Below are 16,288 nucleotides of genomic sequence, written 5' to 3'. Positions count from 1 at the left end.
ATTTTAATAACTTTTTGCGATCTCATCAGCGCTCGCTCCATTTCTAAATTTATACTGCAAAATTTGCATTTTTACTAGCGTTTTCATGACGCCATCGCGCCTAAATTTACGTGCGCTTGTGATTATATTTTGAGCTAGCTGGCAAAATTTCACGCCAGATCTTTTTAGCTTCATGCTTAGTTTATAATCCTCCATAATAGCCAAATTTTCAAATCCGCCAACTGCATTAAAAAGGCTTTTTCGTATAAAAATCCCCTGATCGCCGAACGCGATATTTCTAAGCTTTACGCGTAAATTTGAGCAAAGCGCGATCAAATTTAAAAGCACTCCACTCTCATCAAATTTAAGCCTAAAGCAGCCAGCCTTGCAGCGATCAAGCGCCCTCTCAGCGGCCAGAATCGCCCTCTCATCGCAAAACGCGCTATCAGCGTGCAAAAAGAGAAGCTTCTCAAATTTAGCTACGCTCGTCCCAGCGTCTAGCTGAGCGCCCCTGCCTTTTTTGCAAGGTAAAATTTTAAATCTCTCAGGCGTGAAAATTTTGCTCAAATTTAGTGCTAAATCAAAATTTTTGCTCTCATAGAAATTTGGCTCGCTAGCATCAGCAAATATCACTTCAAATTCCCCTTTTTGAGCCGCCAAAATAGAGCAAAAACGCTCCAAATTTTCGCACGGCTCGTTATAGATCGGCGTTATTACCGAGATCGCCACGTTTTGCTCTTATCTTTTTTGCGCCCCAGCTAGAAAGTACCACAAGCGCCGCCATCAAAACGCAGGCGATGATAAAGCCGTTTGAGCGCATATTAAGGGCTTTTTCACCCAAATTTACCATTATAAAAGTTGCCGGCACGATGCCTACAAAGGTCGCCACCACGTAGTCGCGCAGGCTCACGTTCATCACGCCGCATGCGTAGTTTAGGGCGTTATACGGCACAAGCGGCATTAGGCGAAGGATCAAAATCAGGCTAAATTTACCGCCAGGCTCGCCAAGTGTTTTTAAAATTTTGCTTTTTGAGTTTTGCGTGAAGTCGCTAACGGCGCGAAATCCCAAAAATCTTGCGATATAAAACATCAAAACGGAATTTATCATCGCGCCTATTATGGTGTATAAACTGCCGGCAAATAGCCCAAATGCCGCACCTGCAACGACAGCCAAAATCGGCACTGGAAATAAAAATATCGGCAAGATAGCAAAGCATAGGACATAGATCATCGGAGCAAATAGTACATGCTCGCCGATGAGCTCACGAAGCTCGCTAACGCCGATCTTTTGCATCAAAAATGCAGCCACGAGTATGATCGCGGCGATGATAGCAAATTTAAGCAGCCTTGTTTGCTTCAAGCTGCGCCTTTTTATCATCTAAAATTTTCTTTGCGACGTAGGCCACGATTGAGAAGGCAAATAGCATGGTAAGACCGATAAATAAAATTTTGCCACCGCCCATCAAACTGCCGCCAAAATACGAATATACAATGGTCGCAGGAAGCTGACCGATACCAGTCGCCCAGAAAAATCCCCAAAATCTCATCGATGTAAGCCCTGCTGCGTAGCTTACTAGGTCAAAGCTCACAAACGGTAGCAAGCGGCAGACGATGATCGTGTGCTTGCCAAATCTCGTGAAAAACTCGTCCGTAGCTGCAAGCGCCTTTTTGCCAGTTAGCTTTTCAACGACGTCTCGACCTAAAATACGCGCTATGTAAAAGCAAAGCGCAGCGCCCACCATAGCCGAGCTCCACGATAGCACAGCGCCCCAGACCCAGCCAAATATCATCGCATTTGAAAGCGTGATGAGAAACGCTGGCACTGGCGCCATGATGCTTTGAAGCACCATCAAAAAAAAGCTCACGCAAGCTGCCGTAGTCTTGTCAAAGCTTTGCAAATATGCATAGACTTCATTTAGGTCAAATTTGCTAAGCATCACGACTGAGTCAGTGATCTGTTTGTTTACCGCAGGGATAAAAAAGTATGCCAGCGCGACTATAGCGACGGCGACTAGGAGAAAAATTTGGGATTTTTTCATCTAAATTCCTTAAAATATTGTTGTAAATTCGACAAAAACTTGTCGCTAAGACAGGCTTTTATCTTGTTAAAAGTGTATTCGTTTTTAATGGCTCTAGCACCGTTATACTCGACAAATGCCATCGCGCACCAGCTTGTTCCTCGCAAGCAAGTCATCGTAAAATACTCTCTAAATTTTCGCCTATCTACCATTTTTTTCGAGTAGTTTTCATATAAATTTATAAATTTTTCTATCTCATCAGCACTAAATATCACGTCCGTCTTCCAAAACGTGGTCGTTGGCACACTAAAATGTGCCAGATCTTGCTCACGCTCGCCAATTATCGGCTTTTCCCAGTCGATGATAAAAGAACTCTCCGCGTCCTTGCCGATAATGAAATTTGCGGAATTTAGCTCGGTATTTATGACGCAAGGCTCCTCTATCTCGCGCTCAAGGTCAAATTTCTCTGCCGTTTTTAAGAAAAATTCGATCATCTCAGCGGTTTTTGGCTGGGCTAAATTTGAGTTTAGATAGACGTTAGCCATATTTTCGCACTCTTCAAACATCGCTTTTAATGGCTTTTGCGCAGTGATTAGGCTGTGATTTGACGGGATCTTGACTGTGTGCACGCTAGCTAGCAAACTTGCCGCCGTCTCAAGATCGCTCTCGTATCTTAGCGCGCGCCCTTTTAAAAACTCCATACTCATCGCCCCTCGCGGTAAAAGCGGGCTTGGCTCGTAGTACTCTAACGGCGCTGGCGTGACCTTTGAGCTTTGTAAAATTTTAAGCGCATCAAATTCATATTTTATTTGATTTTCAAGCGCCATTTGCGACTTTGTATTTATTCGAAATACATTTTGACCACCTTTGTGAAATTTGTAGTTTATGTTGTATTCGCCGTTAGCAAGGGGCTTTATAGCACTTGGTCGCACACCCAAAATATAAGCGAAAATATCCTCTTTTGTGTCGATATCACGAAGCGGTTTAAATTTAACGTAGTTTAAATTTAGCTCTTCAAATTTAGCGCAAACCCCTTCGCATACACTATCGAGCAAAGAGTAGTCGCTTGAGAAAATTTCATCTCTTAAGCTGGCGCTTCTTAGAGCGATAGCGCAGTATCCGCCATCAAGCGTTGGGGCGATAGCGGCATCGTTTTTACCAAGTGCTTTAAAATAGCTATTAAAGCCTTGAGCGGTGAAATTTGCAATGTCGCTACCAATTAGTAAAATTTGCTCAAATCCAAGTGTTTTTACGTGTTTAAATGCTTTAAGCATTCGCTCGCTTAGTGAGCCTCCACTTTGAGGGATAAACTCATACTTTTCGCCCAAAATTTGCTCTAAAATTTTAGCCTTATCGCTTGGCGTAAAAAAGATGAAAATTTTGACGTTTTTTAGCTTTTGAAGCTTGGAGTTTATATCTTTTAGTAAAAATTTATGCAAATTTGCCGCTTGTTGTGGCGTCAAAAAGTCAAGCAGCCTGGTTTTAGTCTTGCCAGCGATCGGAGCTCTGGTAAAAAGTATCAGCGCTTTTTTCAAATTTTACCCTTTGTGGCGGTAAATTTAAATAGAAAAAAGATATTTAGAAAGGTTAAAATTCCCAAAAATAGGTATTTCACTTGAGATAGAGTTAAAATTTCTAAATAGCTCTCTTTGATGAGATAAAAGAGTAGCTCTTGCTTACCAAGCCAAAGTGTGACTAAAAAGAGCAAACTTTGGCTAAAAACTAGTGCAAAAACAGCCGTGCGTTTTTGAGAGAGCCCGTAAAGTAGCCCAGCCACGAAAAATCCAGCCACGATATAGCGGTTGTGCACGCGCATCTCGAGCCAAACTGATAGCGAGACTAAAAGCGCCGCACTAAGCCCTAAAAGCAAAGCGCAAAACGCGTAGTATAGGGCTCTAAGGGCGTGCATCAGTTTGCAACCCTAAAGCTGATCGCTACAAATGTTCCATCAGGCGGTAAAACGTCTTTGTTGCCGTGAAATACGACTTCGCCGCGTTTTTCAACTGCGCCGTGAGTGTAGGTGTGGTTTGAGATGATGCCGACTGAGCAGCTATCTAGGCACGCGATGCAGCCGGTATTAAAGCTCTTTGCGGTCGCTTCATTGCCGCCAAAACGCATGTCGATTTGTTTGCCGTTACTATCTGTGATGACTTCGTTGATGTCGTAGCTTTTTGGTGCGCCGTTCCATGTTACTTCGATCTTGATCTTGTCGCCTTCGACGTGTGTTTCAGGGCCATTTTTTAGAGTCATATTGTTGCCTGGTTTGGCGCCTATTTTTTTCATAGCTTGGTAGAAATCGTTTTGATTTGCAAGTGCGATAAACACAGGCTTATCGCCAAATCTTCCATCTTTGAAAACGACTGCGTGGCGAGTGTTTTCAGTAAAATACTTGCCATTTACCTTGGCTAAAACAGTGATAGTTTTGGCGCTTTCATCTACTACCATCGGATTTTGAGCGCTTACTACGCCAACTTGATCGTCGCTAGCTTGAACGCTTGCGGTAAAAAACAGACTAAAAATAGCCATAAAAATAGCTTTTTTAAACATATTAGTGCCTTCCTGTGAAGAAAATTTGAAATTTGATTTACGAAAACTTTAGAGAATTTGTAAATGTTGCAGGCGAACCTCGCCTAAAAAATATTTTTGAATTATATTTTGTTTAAAATAAAAAATTGTTTAAATGACATTTTGTTCATAATGCGCAAAAATTAGTATTTTTCATTGTTTTAGAAGTGTAAATGAGATATAATTTTGGGATTTTTAAGAGGCTGTCCCACTTTAGTAACTAAGTGTTCCACTCTTAAAGGAAATTTTAAAGAAAGGGAAAGAACAAAAGCATCACTGCTAGTGCCTAAAATAGGGTGTTTTGGTGTCACGGGGGAGACTTGAACTCCCGACCTCCGGCTTATGAGGATTTTTTATATGAGCTCACAAAAGCCTGAAATACGCACTTTAGACGATTTTTTACTTAGTCGTTACATAAAACTGTTCCATTTTTGACCGGTTGGCTATTAAATATGGGACAACACTTAAGGGAGCGAAACGGTATATATTACTACCGAGTCACACTTGCTCCAAGCATCAGAAAATTTTTTAACGAAAAGCGAGAAATTTGCTTCTCCACATCCACTAATCTCTTGGAAAAAGCCAGAAAAAGGGCTAAAATTCTAGATAATAATCTTTACCTGATAAAAAGGGCAGTTCACATGAATCTTAGTGATAACATAATCCAATCTTTTGTAAATTCGTTTATGAAAGTAAAGCTTAGTAAGAGCATCAAAGAGCACTCTCTTCTTAATAAGAAGATGGATGTAGAATTTCTAAATGCGCTCAATGACTACTTTAAACAAAGTTTGATAGATGGCGATCTACCTCAAATTTTAATTAAGGATATAAGTAATATCACTAACACTGCTGGTGCTCTTGGCAGCAAGGATAAAGAGAACATAGGGCAAACTCTTTTAGAGAAAAACATACTAACACTTAACTATCTTGTATCAAAGCTTGAGAAGAGCAGTGTGCTCTTTGATGACAAGCGTGAGCACTGTTTCCTTGAAGATGGCTCTAATGATACTAAAGCCACGCCTAGTTCGTTTGATGCTAAGGATATAGATTCTTTTCAAGAAAATATAAAAGAGCTTGAAAATAGTGGTTGTTTGCCCATTACTGATGGGCAGCTTAAGGCTATGGCTCAGAGGATTAGCGAGACGGTTTATGCCATACTAGATCAAAAGTATGGCTCAACTTCAAATTTAAAGCTAGTAAGAACAAAGAATGACCATAGAAGCATGGAAGATATTATAATGGACCCAAATCCACCAAAAAATATCAAGATAAAATTAGATGACGATAGTAGCTTTAGTATTTTTAATCCTAGCGCCAAAATAACCAAAGAGTATGAGATCAGGCAAGTACTGCAAGCGACATCTGGCTCTAGCAATCAATTCTCAGCTTTAAATTTAGAAGATCAAAAGAGCTTAAAGGATGCATTCGAGATATTTGAGACAAACACTAAAAGAGCTGACAAGTGGTCGCCAGATACGCAAAGACTAGTTACTGGCGTAAAAAAGCTCTTATTTTTATACTTTAACGAAGATACGCCAGTTTATAGGATCACAAGAGATAACTTGCTTGAATTTAGAGATCTTCTTTATAAAATTCCAACTAAGCTAGCTCAAAAGAGCAGGTATAAAGATAAAAGTTTATCTCAGATACTTAAGCTAGGAGAAAATGACGATAAACTCTCTGAGCCTACTATCCAAAAATATATGATAAGGGTTATTCAGTTTTTTAACTACTGCTTTGATAGCGGCTATATAAGTAAAAGCATAACTGCAAAAATGAATGTCAAGATAGACATAGACCCTAGCGAAAGGGCAGTGCTTCCATACGAAGCATCAGAAGCTAGAAAGATCTTTGAGATAGTAACTAGTATCAAACAAAGTGGTAAATCACCAAGTTCAAGGATAGAGGCTAGTGAGCTCTACTACGTCACAATGATAGCTGCTTATAGTGGCATGAGGATAAAAGAGATCACACAGCTTCATAAGGAAGATATAGCTTTAAAAGATGGGATTTACTGCTTTAACATAAACACAAATGATGGTAAAACCACCAAGACCAAAAACAGCATTAGGTTTGTGCCTATTCATAGTAAGCTCATAGATCTAGGTCTGCTAGAATATGTTAATAGCAAGAAAAGCGGAAATATATTTAAGGTAAGCAATAAGGACTTCTCTGAAATTTTTAGAAGCCAGATCCAAAGAAAGTTTATAGACAAAGACTCTAAAAAGACCTTCTACTCTTTTAGGCACTACTTTATAGACTATCTAGTGCAACGCGAGGTAGAAGCTAACCTTATAGCCCAGATAGTAGGACATGAAAAGCAGTATAAAATTTTACTAAACACTTATGCCAAGCCTATTAATGCAAACACACTAAAGGCTAAAGTAGAGATGGTATCGTATGATAATGAGTAGGGATAAATTTCAAAGCATAAACTTTTAAGACTATCTTTATATCTTATTTAGTATTATTTTAGGTATTAAATAAAGGATAAAAATGCAAACTATACAAGCAAATTTTACAGCTAGCATAAGTGAGCTAAAAAAGTCTCCAGCTCAAATTTTAAAACAAGCTGGAGATAATGTCGTAGCTATACTAAACCACAATGTCCCTAGCGCATATCTAGTACCAAGTGCTGTCTATGAAAAAATGGCAGAGATAATAGAAGAGTATCATCTAAGTAAAGCAGTAGATGCTGCTCTAGCAAGTGGTGAAAAACCAGTAAAAGTAAGCTTAGATGAGCTATGAGTTAGAGTTCTTACCAGGCGCTTTAAAAGAGTGGCAAAAGCTAGACAATAGCATAAAAGTGCAGTTTAAAAAGAAGCTAAGTGAGCGTCTAGAAAACCCAAAGGTTGCCAAGGACAAGCTACGAGGCTACGAAGATGTCTATAAGATCAAGTTAAGAGATGTCGGCTACCGCTTGGCATATCAGGTAAAAGATAGTGAGATAGTAGTGTTAGTGCTAGTTGTCGGCAAAAGAGAGAACAACGAAGTATACGAGATGCTAAAGGATAAATTTAACTAAGCATAAAGCTAGACTTTAGTTATCTGTGATTTGCTAGTAACTAATTTTATGTTATTAGCTTGTCCTATCTAAAGTGCTCTTTTATGATGAGCATAACCCCTATATTTTTATTATTTTATTTTCTTAATTTCATACTAGACTAAATTTTTAAGAGAAAATCCAGAAGCTACAAAAATTATATTATATATTTCATAGTATTTTTAAAAAACACGCATTTTAGCGGCCTGAAGCCTACCGAATTCCTTGTTTTAGGCTGTGAAATTTTATAAAATAACCTTAAAAGATATTTAAAGAGCAAGTCTGACAAAAATTTTTATGGCATAGGATTTTTTGAGTGGCTTCTTCTTAGATTGGGAGTAAATTTACGTGAGTTCTGAAAAGATAAAAAAACGCAAGGTAACCAAAGTCATAACTAAAAGACTTAGGCTAAGTAATGCAGAATGGTTGGTGATTAATAATAAATTACAAGAAAGTGGCCTAACTTTCTCAAAATTTGCCCTAAGAGCTATGTTGTCTAAGCAGATTTATGCACCAATTATAAGGGAACTTCTAATTGAGCTATCTAGACAAGGACAAAACATAAACCAAATAGCCACCAAATTAAATAGTGGGCAAAGCCTAGATAGAGTTGGTATTGAGATCATAGCCGACGATAATAAGATCTTACATAAAATTTATGAAATATTGGGTAAAAAATATGTTTCTTGATTCGCCTTGTATCAATACAAATAAAGGCACTAGTGATGCTAGTTAAATTTCTTCGTACTTATACTGGTGGTGGCCTTGGGAGCATAAATTATCTTTTAAATGAGAGAAAAGCTGCTGGAACAGCAAGAGTTATAAAAGGTGATGAAAATTTAACTAGAGCTATTATAAAAGGCATCACCTATAAACAAAAGACCTGTTTTGGTGTTTTATCATTTGAAGAGAGGCATGACTTTTTAACTGAAGAGCAAAAACTAAAAATTATTAAGGATTTTGAATATGCTCTTTTGGGTGAATATATGCTTGAACGTACAAATGTATTATGGGTAGAACACTCAGACAAGGATGGACGGCTTGAGTTAAATTTCCTTATCCCTAAGATAGATCTTGAAACAGACAGGTCATTTAATCCTTATTTTGCCAAATATGATCAAACGAGAATAGATCTAATCAAAAAGATCATTAACGATGAGTATGGACTATCAAGTCCAGATGATCCAGCAAAAGAGCAAACTATATTGTCTAGCAAGAAAAACATCAATCATTATAAAAATTTAGAAGAGCTAGACCAAAAGTTGCACGATCTGGTTAAGCAAGGCTATATTAAAAATAGAGACCACATGATTGAACTTCTTAAACAAAATGGTATCGAAATAACCAGGATCAACAAAAAAGGCATAACGATCATACTGCCTACTAAAAAAACAAAAAATCGTCTAAAAGGAGGAATATACGATGCAGACTTCACCAGTGCTCAAAGACTTGGAGAACTCAGCCAAAGCTCAAGCAGAAGAATTAGAGAATTCCATGATAGAAATACACAAGCAGAGTGCAGAGAAAATAGGCGAAAACTTGAGGAGCTTATTGCTAAAAGAGATAGATTTAATCAAGAAAGATATGTCGAAAGAACTTCAAAAAACAATATCCTTGCATCACAAGGACAGATCGGTGATAATCTCGCTATCAGCGGCTACCGCACTAATTTTGGGAATAGCAATTGGCTGGGTAGTGCACGCAATGATATTAAAGGAAGAAGTAGCTTGGACGATACCAAAACAATGGAGATACAGCCAACCTACTGCGGACAAGACCCAGAGGGAGTATTACATATCGATTCCAAAAGACAAAGAGATAATAGAGAACGAGAGCAGGAAATTTATATTAATGAAAATGGAGTAGAGGATGACAGCATTAGAGAAAGCATTGCTAGAAGAGAACGAGCGCTTGACGAAGACGATCGAAGACGAAAGGAGCAAGCACGAATTAGAAACAATGAATTTGCAACAAGACTGCGAGAAGAAGCTCGCGATATTACAGACAAATGTGACAGAGCTAACAAAGAAAGTCAAGAGCTTGAACAAAGATTGCAACGACGCCTTAACGGAATCTTTGCAGCAACAAAGAGATATGTACGAGAGTTCAATATCTTGCTTGGAAGAAAAATTAGAAAATTTAGAAGAAAAATTCCAAAATTTGAGAGAAGAATACGAGAGCTTACAGATAGAGCACAAGATGCTACAAGAATATGTAGAGAATTTATAGAGGAGCGTGAATACTCCCAAAAAGCCAGCATATATCACCATGTGGGTGATGTATGCAAGGAAAAAACTCAAAGTCTAGATATGTTTTAAACGTAGAGACTCTACTAAGTTTATTACATAATCATCTCATTTATTACTTCCAAACATTATTTGTTACGTTGCCATTTTAAAAATATACTAAAATATATTTTGTAGATCATAAAAAATAATTTAGTCTAATTATTTTTGTTCTTATGGCTGCCTTTAATCAACTTAAGCTTTTATTAAAAAAAGCCTATCTTGCATGGCCACTTTAATAAAGAAAATATTTTTTAAGCGTGGGTCAAGGGAGCGGCAAGCTATCCTTGCGAGCCTCTATGGAGATGCAAATGGTAACATTTTGTAGCTACATAGAGTATGCTCGCCCTAATATCTGAATTGAATTTTGGCGCATACTGGAATTAAATCAGTCCCACCAAAGAATGACTTAGTAAAAGTAAATTTTTGTAATTTTTGTGATTGGCATATTTGTCACTTGTTTATTTTGACTGATAAATTTGGATAGTCAATTATTTTATGGTTACTTTAATTAAAACTTAAAAAGCAAGAAGCTAGGAGGCAAACCACGAATGATATTAGCATCTTAAGCACCAATATAAATTCATACACTAAGCAACAGCACAAACAAGGCAGGTCTGCAAATTTTAGTGATATTTTTAACCAAAAGACCAAAGAAAAGATTAGCGAGCCAAACCTGTAACAACTTGTCAAGGACTTTCTAATCATTTTTATCATTTTTTTGATGTTTTTCACTCTCAATTTCTCTAAGCATTATGCGTTTCAATTTGTCTTGCATTGTTTCAGTAGTATTTTTATTAAAATGTACAACAACTTCATAGGTAGTTTTTCCAATCTTCTTTATTGTTTTTGTTTCTGTATTATTTTTTTGCATATCATCATTCCTTTTCTTGCAATTAAAAAGCGATTAGAATTTTTTACTTTTCCAATCGCTCTCATTCATCTATTAAGTTTTGTGCTTTCTTCAGCTTTTCTTTGCTCTGTATTTTTCTTCTATCAAGTCCCGTTATCCTAAGAGGTAAACACATCTCGATTATCCTTGAATAAATCCTGCCAAGCATTATATCTTCCTGTTCTTTTTCTATATCTTTGAAATTAAGGTTAGTAGTTATAATGGTTGGTCTTGCCTTTAGGTATCTTGCATTGATTACATTGTAAATTTGCTCTAAGGCATATTCTGTATTTCTCTCTATTCCAAAATCATCAAGAATTAGTAGGGTAGGGCTTGTTATCTATTCGATATATTCGTTTCTATCAAGATTAAAGCCGCCTTTTTGTAAGTCGTTTAATATCTGTGCAAAGTTCCTCATTTTTACTGTATGGCTATATTCTGTAATTATAGCGTTGGCAATAGCACAAGCTACATAGGTCTTGCCACTTCCTACATTTCCGTAAAGTAACAGTCCAACATTATCTTTTCTCATTTCTTCAAAATGTTTTACATAGTTCTTTGCTTTTTTGATGATTTCCTTATCTGTATCTTCATCGGCATTTTTAAAGGTGTAGGCTATTTGATTTTTGGATATAAAGCAGCTTTGTCTCAACCTATCTTGTTTTAACAGTTTTTTCTTGTTCAGCTCTATCTCTATCACATTTACAAGCCGTTCTGATAATCATAGGCTTATCCAACATCGGAATTACCTTACCGTCTATTCTTTCATTACAAATCTTGCAATAGATATGTCCGTCTTCTTCATAGTGAGTATCTTTGTTGTAGATAAAATCTGTCCCTTGAATTTTTGTAGTAATCATATTTTCTTTATCATTCATAATTTTAGTCTCCTTTTCTACATCAGGCTCTATAATGCGTTTTTAAGGCTTATTTTTATCTTAACCATAGTCTGACACCTCTTTTATGATTAAACCCTTAAAAACACCTTTTATAGGCTGTCGCTGTCTTCATAGTTGGTTGAATAGGTTCTATGGCTTTTATTTTGATTATTTTTCTGTGATAGCTTTTCTTTATCCTGTTCATACCAATTCATACCAATTAAGGATTGTTACATAGTGGTCTTTGTAGTCTGTGCCTTTACTTTTGATATATCTTAATAGCTTTTCAGTCATTGTATCTGTATGACCTTTCAGCCTATCTTTTAGATTTTGGTATTTTTCATCGGTTAAATGAATATTTTGATACTCTCCATAAAGGGACACTGGGGCAACCTGTTCTATTCTCCTCTTATCTAATCTACCCTTAACTATACTATGCGGACAAACGGTTGACACTTGGTTGTCATTTGGTATACCAAGATTTTCAACCTTGATATATGCTCCATTTTCCGTTTGCGTTATACTTTGCTTTTCTTCAAGATACATCGTTTCTTTTCGTCTGTCATTTCTGATGTAGTTATTTATCTTCCAATAGGTAATGACTATAACCCCTCTTTAAAAGACAATTACAAAACCTTTTGTAATTAGAATTTTTAAGTCATCATCATCTGCCCTCATAGATAGATGAAAATACAGGCATTGGCTACTTAATGGCATATCCAAAAATAAGTCGCTATCCACTATCTTTATTGAAAACATCCTTTTATCTGCCATTTTTCTCTCCTATCTTTTGTTATGAAAATGTAGCAACAAATCGTTACTCCTTTTATCTTTTAAGGAAGTCGTGTTTCACTACCCCCTTTGATTAGTACTGTCTTTGATTTAGGTACACTCCCATTTTGGGAATGTGGCATTTGTCATCTTCTTATTTTTCTTTTGTTGTTTTAGATGTCGGTCTTAAAAATACTTTTGCTTTTCTATAAACTGAATGAGCGTTTTGAAACGGTACAATAGAAAAAGCCGACTTTTGTTGTTTCAGTATGTCGGCTTAATGTAAGCTATCTGTTTCAAATTTTTATTGTCAAGGGTGAGCGATAGTGAATGTGCTTTACCCTTGATGATAAAAAAGCGAATGAATTATATTCAGTTGTCTTTTGCCTTTAATACGGAAAAATGCTTCGGCTTTTTTCTTTGCTCCCCGCAAGGGTAAAAGCACCGCAGGTCGCAAGGACACCTAAAGGGTGTATAATTGCGCCCTTAGAAAATCTAAGGGAATTACAATTATACTATGTCCTTGCGTTTCTTAGTCTTTTTGAAATGCTCTTTGCAAAATAGCCTTTATTTCTTCATTACTTTTCTCGCTTGCTCCCTCAATTAAACTTTCTAAGATTGCTCCTCGCTCTATCAATCTATGGTTTCGCTTTTTTCTTTCTTCAAGGCTCGTTTGCTTTCTGATTTTCTTTTCCTGATTTTTAAGCTGAGATAGTTTCTTTTCATATTTTTTTTCTTCTTACTTGCTTTCAATCTTTTCTTTTACTTTTTCTAATTCTGTTTTTATTGTCCATAAATTTCATCTCCTTTCAAGTTTTTTTCATAAGAAAAGACGATAGATGTTTTACTTTCTATCGTCTTGAATCTGTATTATTCAGCTCGACAAACTGAAATTTGACTTACTTCTTGTATTTCTCAACGATTATGCCTGCTACAATACCTACAATAAATCCCGCCGTAGTAACAGCCGAAAACTTAAACTTACCCCAAAGAGAAGGAAGCGCAGAAATCGCAAGTGCATACCAAAACAGATTACTACTGAGCAACCAACCATATAAATAACTATGCTCACCAGTTGAAATATTAGTAAATAGCCAACCAATCAAGTTGCTCTCACCAATATATCACCAGATATACAGCTATGTATCCCAATGTTATATAAACATTTTTCTTTCTCAAGTATAATCACAATCCTTTGTCAAACGGGAATTTTATTTTCCTGTCACTCGTTTATAGGATCATAGTCGGAAGGGACAGGTGCTACTATACTTACAAAGATGATATCCTCATCTCCAGTATTTTTTGCTCCGTGGCAGGAGTCTTTCTTCGATACTATGACATGGCCTTTCTTGAATGGAACCTCTTCATTAGGCTGGGGGTAGAATATTCCCTCTCCCTGAAGGACGATCCATATATCGTCGGAATTGTGGTGATAGTGCTTTTGCAATGTCTGACCGGGTTTGATAACCCAGACCGATCCGCCTGTAGATTCTGTCTGATAAAACGGTGTTCTGACAGCCTTTTCCGGATCCTCTTTTTTTACAAGGTCCATGCAATAGATTCTCTGTTCGCTCATGATTATTTGCTCCTTTGTATTCCATAGTTTAATCGAAAAAATGCGATTTAATGATATACCGACAAATTCTAATTTGTCTACTTCTTTATGTTTTTTAATCTCTCATCATAATATTCTTCTACAAATTTATGATTTTGGTGTTTTTCAATTTGCTTAGTGATAAGCTCTATCATTTGCTCATTTTGTTCTACTGTGTAGTTGAAATTTTTCCAATGAGAAACATTGTCTAAACATATTTCAACCAACTTTTCAAAGGTTAATACCCTTTCATTATCGGAATAATATGTTTCTTTTATATTTTTTGTTGTTGTAACTTGTATATTAGCCTCATATAGAGTGTTCAATACATCAGAGCTAATAGAAGTATCAAGAGTTGCTAAAAACATTTCTCTTGCACCTGTTCTTCCCATTTCTTCAGGTACTTCTTGCCATCTTTCTCTTAATGTGGTTTTTGCACTAATTAAGACAGTATTTCTCTTATTTACAATGTATTCTAAAACACCCGGAGAAACTAAATCTACCAATTTACCAAGACCTTTATTGACAAACTCTTGTTTACCTATATTACCTTGACTGTCAAGTGGAATCCCTGCACCAATCAAAATGAGTTCTATAATACTTTCAAATTCTTTACCTGCTCTACTCCTCCTACTTTGAGTATTTGACAAAGTCAAAGCATATATATGTTCCGGAAATTCTTCCACAAACCAAGTAATTGCCTCTATTGGTGTAAGAGTTTTGATATACTCATCATCAACTAACTCTTTTAGCATTTTTGAAGTAAAGTCTTTTTCTAATGGCTGAAATTCACTCCAACAGCTATTTCTAAGTTTTTCAACAACTTCACTTGCATTACTTAAAAAGAATTCTTTAGGGACTTTGTCGTATCCTAATGTAATAAAATTATCATAAACTAAGTCATAAGGCTGTTTAAAGCCTTCTTTCCTTTTTTCTTTAACTAAGTTTTTATATTCATCAAGAGAAATATTTGCCATAACTCTTTTCCTTTCTTGAAAAATTTTCTTCTATATGGTACAATAGTGTCAAATAGAGGACAGTTAGTCCTTGAAATAACATATATAAAAAGGAGAATATATATGAATATTATACCACAAATCATAGATAATTCCCCTGCTATTTTAATAAAAAATAAGCGTATCAGATTACAAATGACTCAAAAAGAATTAGCTGATGCTGTTGGTATGTCCAAATTCGGAGATAGGACAATTCGCAGATGGGAAAATGGAGAAAGTCAGCCATCGTCCATTGAGCTGAAACATATTTTATCATTTCCTGAAAAAGTACCTTTCCCCAATAATGAAAATGCCCCCTATAAAATCATTGATTTATTTGCCGGAATTGGTGGTACAAGGCTTGGATTTTACCAAACAGGTAAAACAAATGTCGTATTCAGTAGTGAAATTGATAAATTTGCAGTAAAAACATATAAGGCAAATTTTGGTGAAACTCCTTTTGGAGATATTACAAAAATATCTGAAAAAGATATTCCTAATCATGATATTATTGTCGGTGGTTTTCCTTGTCAAGCATTTAGTCAAGCCGGTAAAAAGCTTGGTTTTGAAGATACTCGTGGAACATTATTTTTTGAAATTGCAAGAATTATTAAAGAGAAACGACCTAAGGCATTTCTTCTTGAAAATGTCAAAAACCTAAAATCTCACGATAAAGGTCGTACCTATAAAACAATAGAAAAAACATTAAAGGATTTAAACTACGATGTTCATTCTATTATACTTAAAGCAAAAGACTTCGGTGTTCCACAAAATAGAGAGCGTATTTACATTGTTGGATTTGATAAGGATAAAATAGATAACTATAAAGATTTTTCTTTTCCAATTCCTCCCTGCCCAGATGTTTCTGTGGGAAATATTTTAGAGCAAAATGTTGATACTAAATACACCATTTCAAATGCACTTTGGCAAGGTCATCAACGACGAAAGAAAGAACATAAAATAAAGGGAAATGGATTTGGTTACACATTGTTCAATGAAAACAGTCCTTATACAAATACATTATCTGCAAGATATTATAAAGACGGGAGTGAAATACTTATTGAGCAAAAAGGAAAAAATCCACGAAAACTAACACCTCGTGAAGCTGCAAGACTTCAAGGCTTCCCCGAAAACTATATCATTCCTGTAAGTGATACTCAAAGTTACAAACAGTTTGGTAATTCTGTTGCCGTTACTGTTATCCATGCAATTGCAAATAACATAATTGATATACTTGATACCTGTACTAAAAAAGAGATTAACTAACT

19 protein-coding genes and 1 pseudogene are annotated in these 16,288 nt (G+C 36.2%); 6 read left to right on the top strand and 14 right to left on the bottom strand.

Going from position 1 to position 16,288, the window contains the following annotated elements; genetic code table 11:
- Positions 1–3: 3 nt before the first annotated feature.
- The 6 genes from CVT08_RS08245 to CVT08_RS08220 are packed head-to-tail and all read right to left on the bottom strand — an operon-like array spanning position 4 to position 4,544.
- Positions 4–708, bottom strand: coding sequence for a TIGR04283 family arsenosugar biosynthesis glycosyltransferase (locus CVT08_RS08245; protein WP_107855817.1), 705 nt, complete (start codon positions 706–708; stop codon positions 4–6).
- Positions 677–1,339, bottom strand: a complete 663-nt coding sequence (locus CVT08_RS08240; RefSeq protein ID WP_159070983.1) for a TVP38/TMEM64 family protein — start codon at positions 1,337–1,339, stop codon at positions 677–679. Before CVT08_RS08240 ends, CVT08_RS08245 begins: the two co-directional genes overlap by 32 nt.
- The gene (locus CVT08_RS08235) at positions 1,317–2,018 is read right to left on the bottom strand and encodes a TVP38/TMEM64 family protein (protein WP_107855819.1); all 702 of its coding nucleotides are present in this window, start codon (positions 2,016–2,018) and stop codon (positions 1,317–1,319) included. Before CVT08_RS08235 ends, CVT08_RS08240 begins: the two co-directional genes overlap by 23 nt.
- Positions 2,015–3,532, bottom strand: a complete 1,518-nt coding sequence (locus CVT08_RS08230) for a TIGR04282 family arsenosugar biosynthesis glycosyltransferase (protein ID WP_107855820.1) — start codon at positions 3,530–3,532, stop codon at positions 2,015–2,017. The genes CVT08_RS08235 and CVT08_RS08230 overlap by 4 nt, the downstream gene beginning before the upstream one ends.
- Complete coding sequence (locus CVT08_RS08225; RefSeq protein ID WP_107855821.1) at positions 3,529–3,906, bottom strand: hypothetical protein; 378 nt, start codon at positions 3,904–3,906, stop codon at positions 3,529–3,531. The genes CVT08_RS08230 and CVT08_RS08225 overlap by 4 nt, the downstream gene beginning before the upstream one ends.
- On the bottom strand, positions 3,906–4,544 hold the full coding sequence (locus CVT08_RS08220; protein WP_107855822.1) for a YdjY domain-containing protein: 639 nt from the start codon (positions 4,542–4,544) through the stop codon (positions 3,906–3,908). Before CVT08_RS08220 ends, CVT08_RS08225 begins: the two co-directional genes overlap by 1 nt.
- 659 nt (positions 4,545–5,203) lie before the next feature.
- Between CVT08_RS08220 and CVT08_RS08215 the strand changes: the two genes are divergently transcribed.
- The 5 genes from CVT08_RS08215 (at position 5,204) to CVT08_RS08195 (ending at position 9,923) form a co-directional block, all read left to right on the top strand.
- The gene (locus tag CVT08_RS08215; protein ID WP_034964515.1) at positions 5,204–6,976 is read left to right on the top strand and encodes a site-specific integrase; all 1,773 of its coding nucleotides are present in this window, start codon (positions 5,204–5,206) and stop codon (positions 6,974–6,976) included.
- Between the two features lie 82 nt (positions 6,977–7,058).
- Complete coding sequence (locus CVT08_RS08210; RefSeq protein WP_009295321.1) at positions 7,059–7,310, top strand: type II toxin-antitoxin system Phd/YefM family antitoxin; 252 nt, start codon at positions 7,059–7,061, stop codon at positions 7,308–7,310.
- Positions 7,300–7,587: a type II toxin-antitoxin system RelE family toxin gene (locus tag CVT08_RS08205; RefSeq protein ID WP_009295458.1), complete on the top strand. Its 288-nt coding sequence runs from the start codon at positions 7,300–7,302 to the stop codon at positions 7,585–7,587. The genes CVT08_RS08210 and CVT08_RS08205 overlap by 11 nt, the downstream gene beginning before the upstream one ends.
- A gap of 366 nt (positions 7,588–7,953) precedes the next feature.
- Positions 7,954–8,295, top strand: coding sequence for a plasmid mobilization protein (locus CVT08_RS08200; protein WP_009295459.1), 342 nt, complete (start codon positions 7,954–7,956; stop codon positions 8,293–8,295).
- Between the two features lie 35 nt (positions 8,296–8,330).
- The gene (locus CVT08_RS08195) at positions 8,331–9,923 is read left to right on the top strand and encodes a relaxase/mobilization nuclease domain-containing protein (RefSeq protein ID WP_009295460.1); all 1,593 of its coding nucleotides are present in this window, start codon (positions 8,331–8,333) and stop codon (positions 9,921–9,923) included.
- 667 nt (positions 9,924–10,590) lie between these two features.
- Here CVT08_RS08195 and CVT08_RS08190 read toward each other — a convergent pair.
- From CVT08_RS08190 to CVT08_RS08165, 8 genes and pseudogenes are all read right to left on the bottom strand, one after another.
- Positions 10,591–10,764, bottom strand: coding sequence for a transposon-encoded TnpW family protein (locus tag CVT08_RS08190; protein WP_009295461.1), 174 nt, complete (start codon positions 10,762–10,764; stop codon positions 10,591–10,593).
- A 61-nt stretch (positions 10,765–10,825) separates the two neighbouring features.
- On the bottom strand, positions 10,826–11,122 hold the full coding sequence (locus CVT08_RS10515) for an ATP-binding protein (protein ID WP_107698022.1): 297 nt from the start codon (positions 11,120–11,122) through the stop codon (positions 10,826–10,828).
- On the bottom strand, positions 11,123–11,482 hold the full coding sequence (locus CVT08_RS10510) for an ATP-binding protein (protein WP_009295463.1): 360 nt from the start codon (positions 11,480–11,482) through the stop codon (positions 11,123–11,125).
- Positions 11,436–11,660: a hypothetical protein gene (locus CVT08_RS10505; protein WP_009295464.1), complete on the bottom strand. Its 225-nt coding sequence runs from the start codon at positions 11,658–11,660 to the stop codon at positions 11,436–11,438. The genes CVT08_RS10510 and CVT08_RS10505 overlap by 47 nt, the downstream gene beginning before the upstream one ends.
- A gap of 201 nt (positions 11,661–11,861) precedes the next feature.
- Complete coding sequence (locus CVT08_RS10240) at positions 11,862–12,206, bottom strand: hypothetical protein (protein WP_009295465.1); 345 nt, start codon at positions 12,204–12,206, stop codon at positions 11,862–11,864.
- Positions 12,207–12,963: 757 nt separating this feature from the next.
- Positions 12,964–13,152: pseudogene (locus tag CVT08_RS10235) on the bottom strand (DUF3847 domain-containing protein); the annotation flags it as partial.
- Between the two features lie 501 nt (positions 13,153–13,653).
- A complete protein-coding gene (locus CVT08_RS08170; protein WP_009295467.1) occupies positions 13,654–14,007 on the bottom strand; it encodes a cupin domain-containing protein in 354 nt (117 codons plus the stop codon).
- Between the two features lie 77 nt (positions 14,008–14,084).
- Complete coding sequence (locus CVT08_RS08165; protein WP_009495139.1) at positions 14,085–15,002, bottom strand: type II restriction endonuclease; 918 nt, start codon at positions 15,000–15,002, stop codon at positions 14,085–14,087.
- A 102-nt stretch (positions 15,003–15,104) separates the two neighbouring features.
- Between CVT08_RS08165 and dcm the strand changes: the two genes are divergently transcribed.
- The gene (dcm, locus tag CVT08_RS08160; RefSeq protein ID WP_021084971.1) at positions 15,105–16,286 is read left to right on the top strand and encodes a DNA (cytosine-5-)-methyltransferase; all 1,182 of its coding nucleotides are present in this window, start codon (positions 15,105–15,107) and stop codon (positions 16,284–16,286) included.
- The last annotated feature ends 2 nt before the right edge of the window (positions 16,287–16,288 follow it).

This window comes from Campylobacter concisus (genome assembly GCF_003048835.2).
Taxonomy (GTDB): Bacteria; Campylobacterota; Campylobacteria; order Campylobacterales; family Campylobacteraceae; genus Campylobacter_A; species Campylobacter_A concisus_D.
This window is presented reverse-complemented; position numbering and strand designations above follow the sequence as displayed.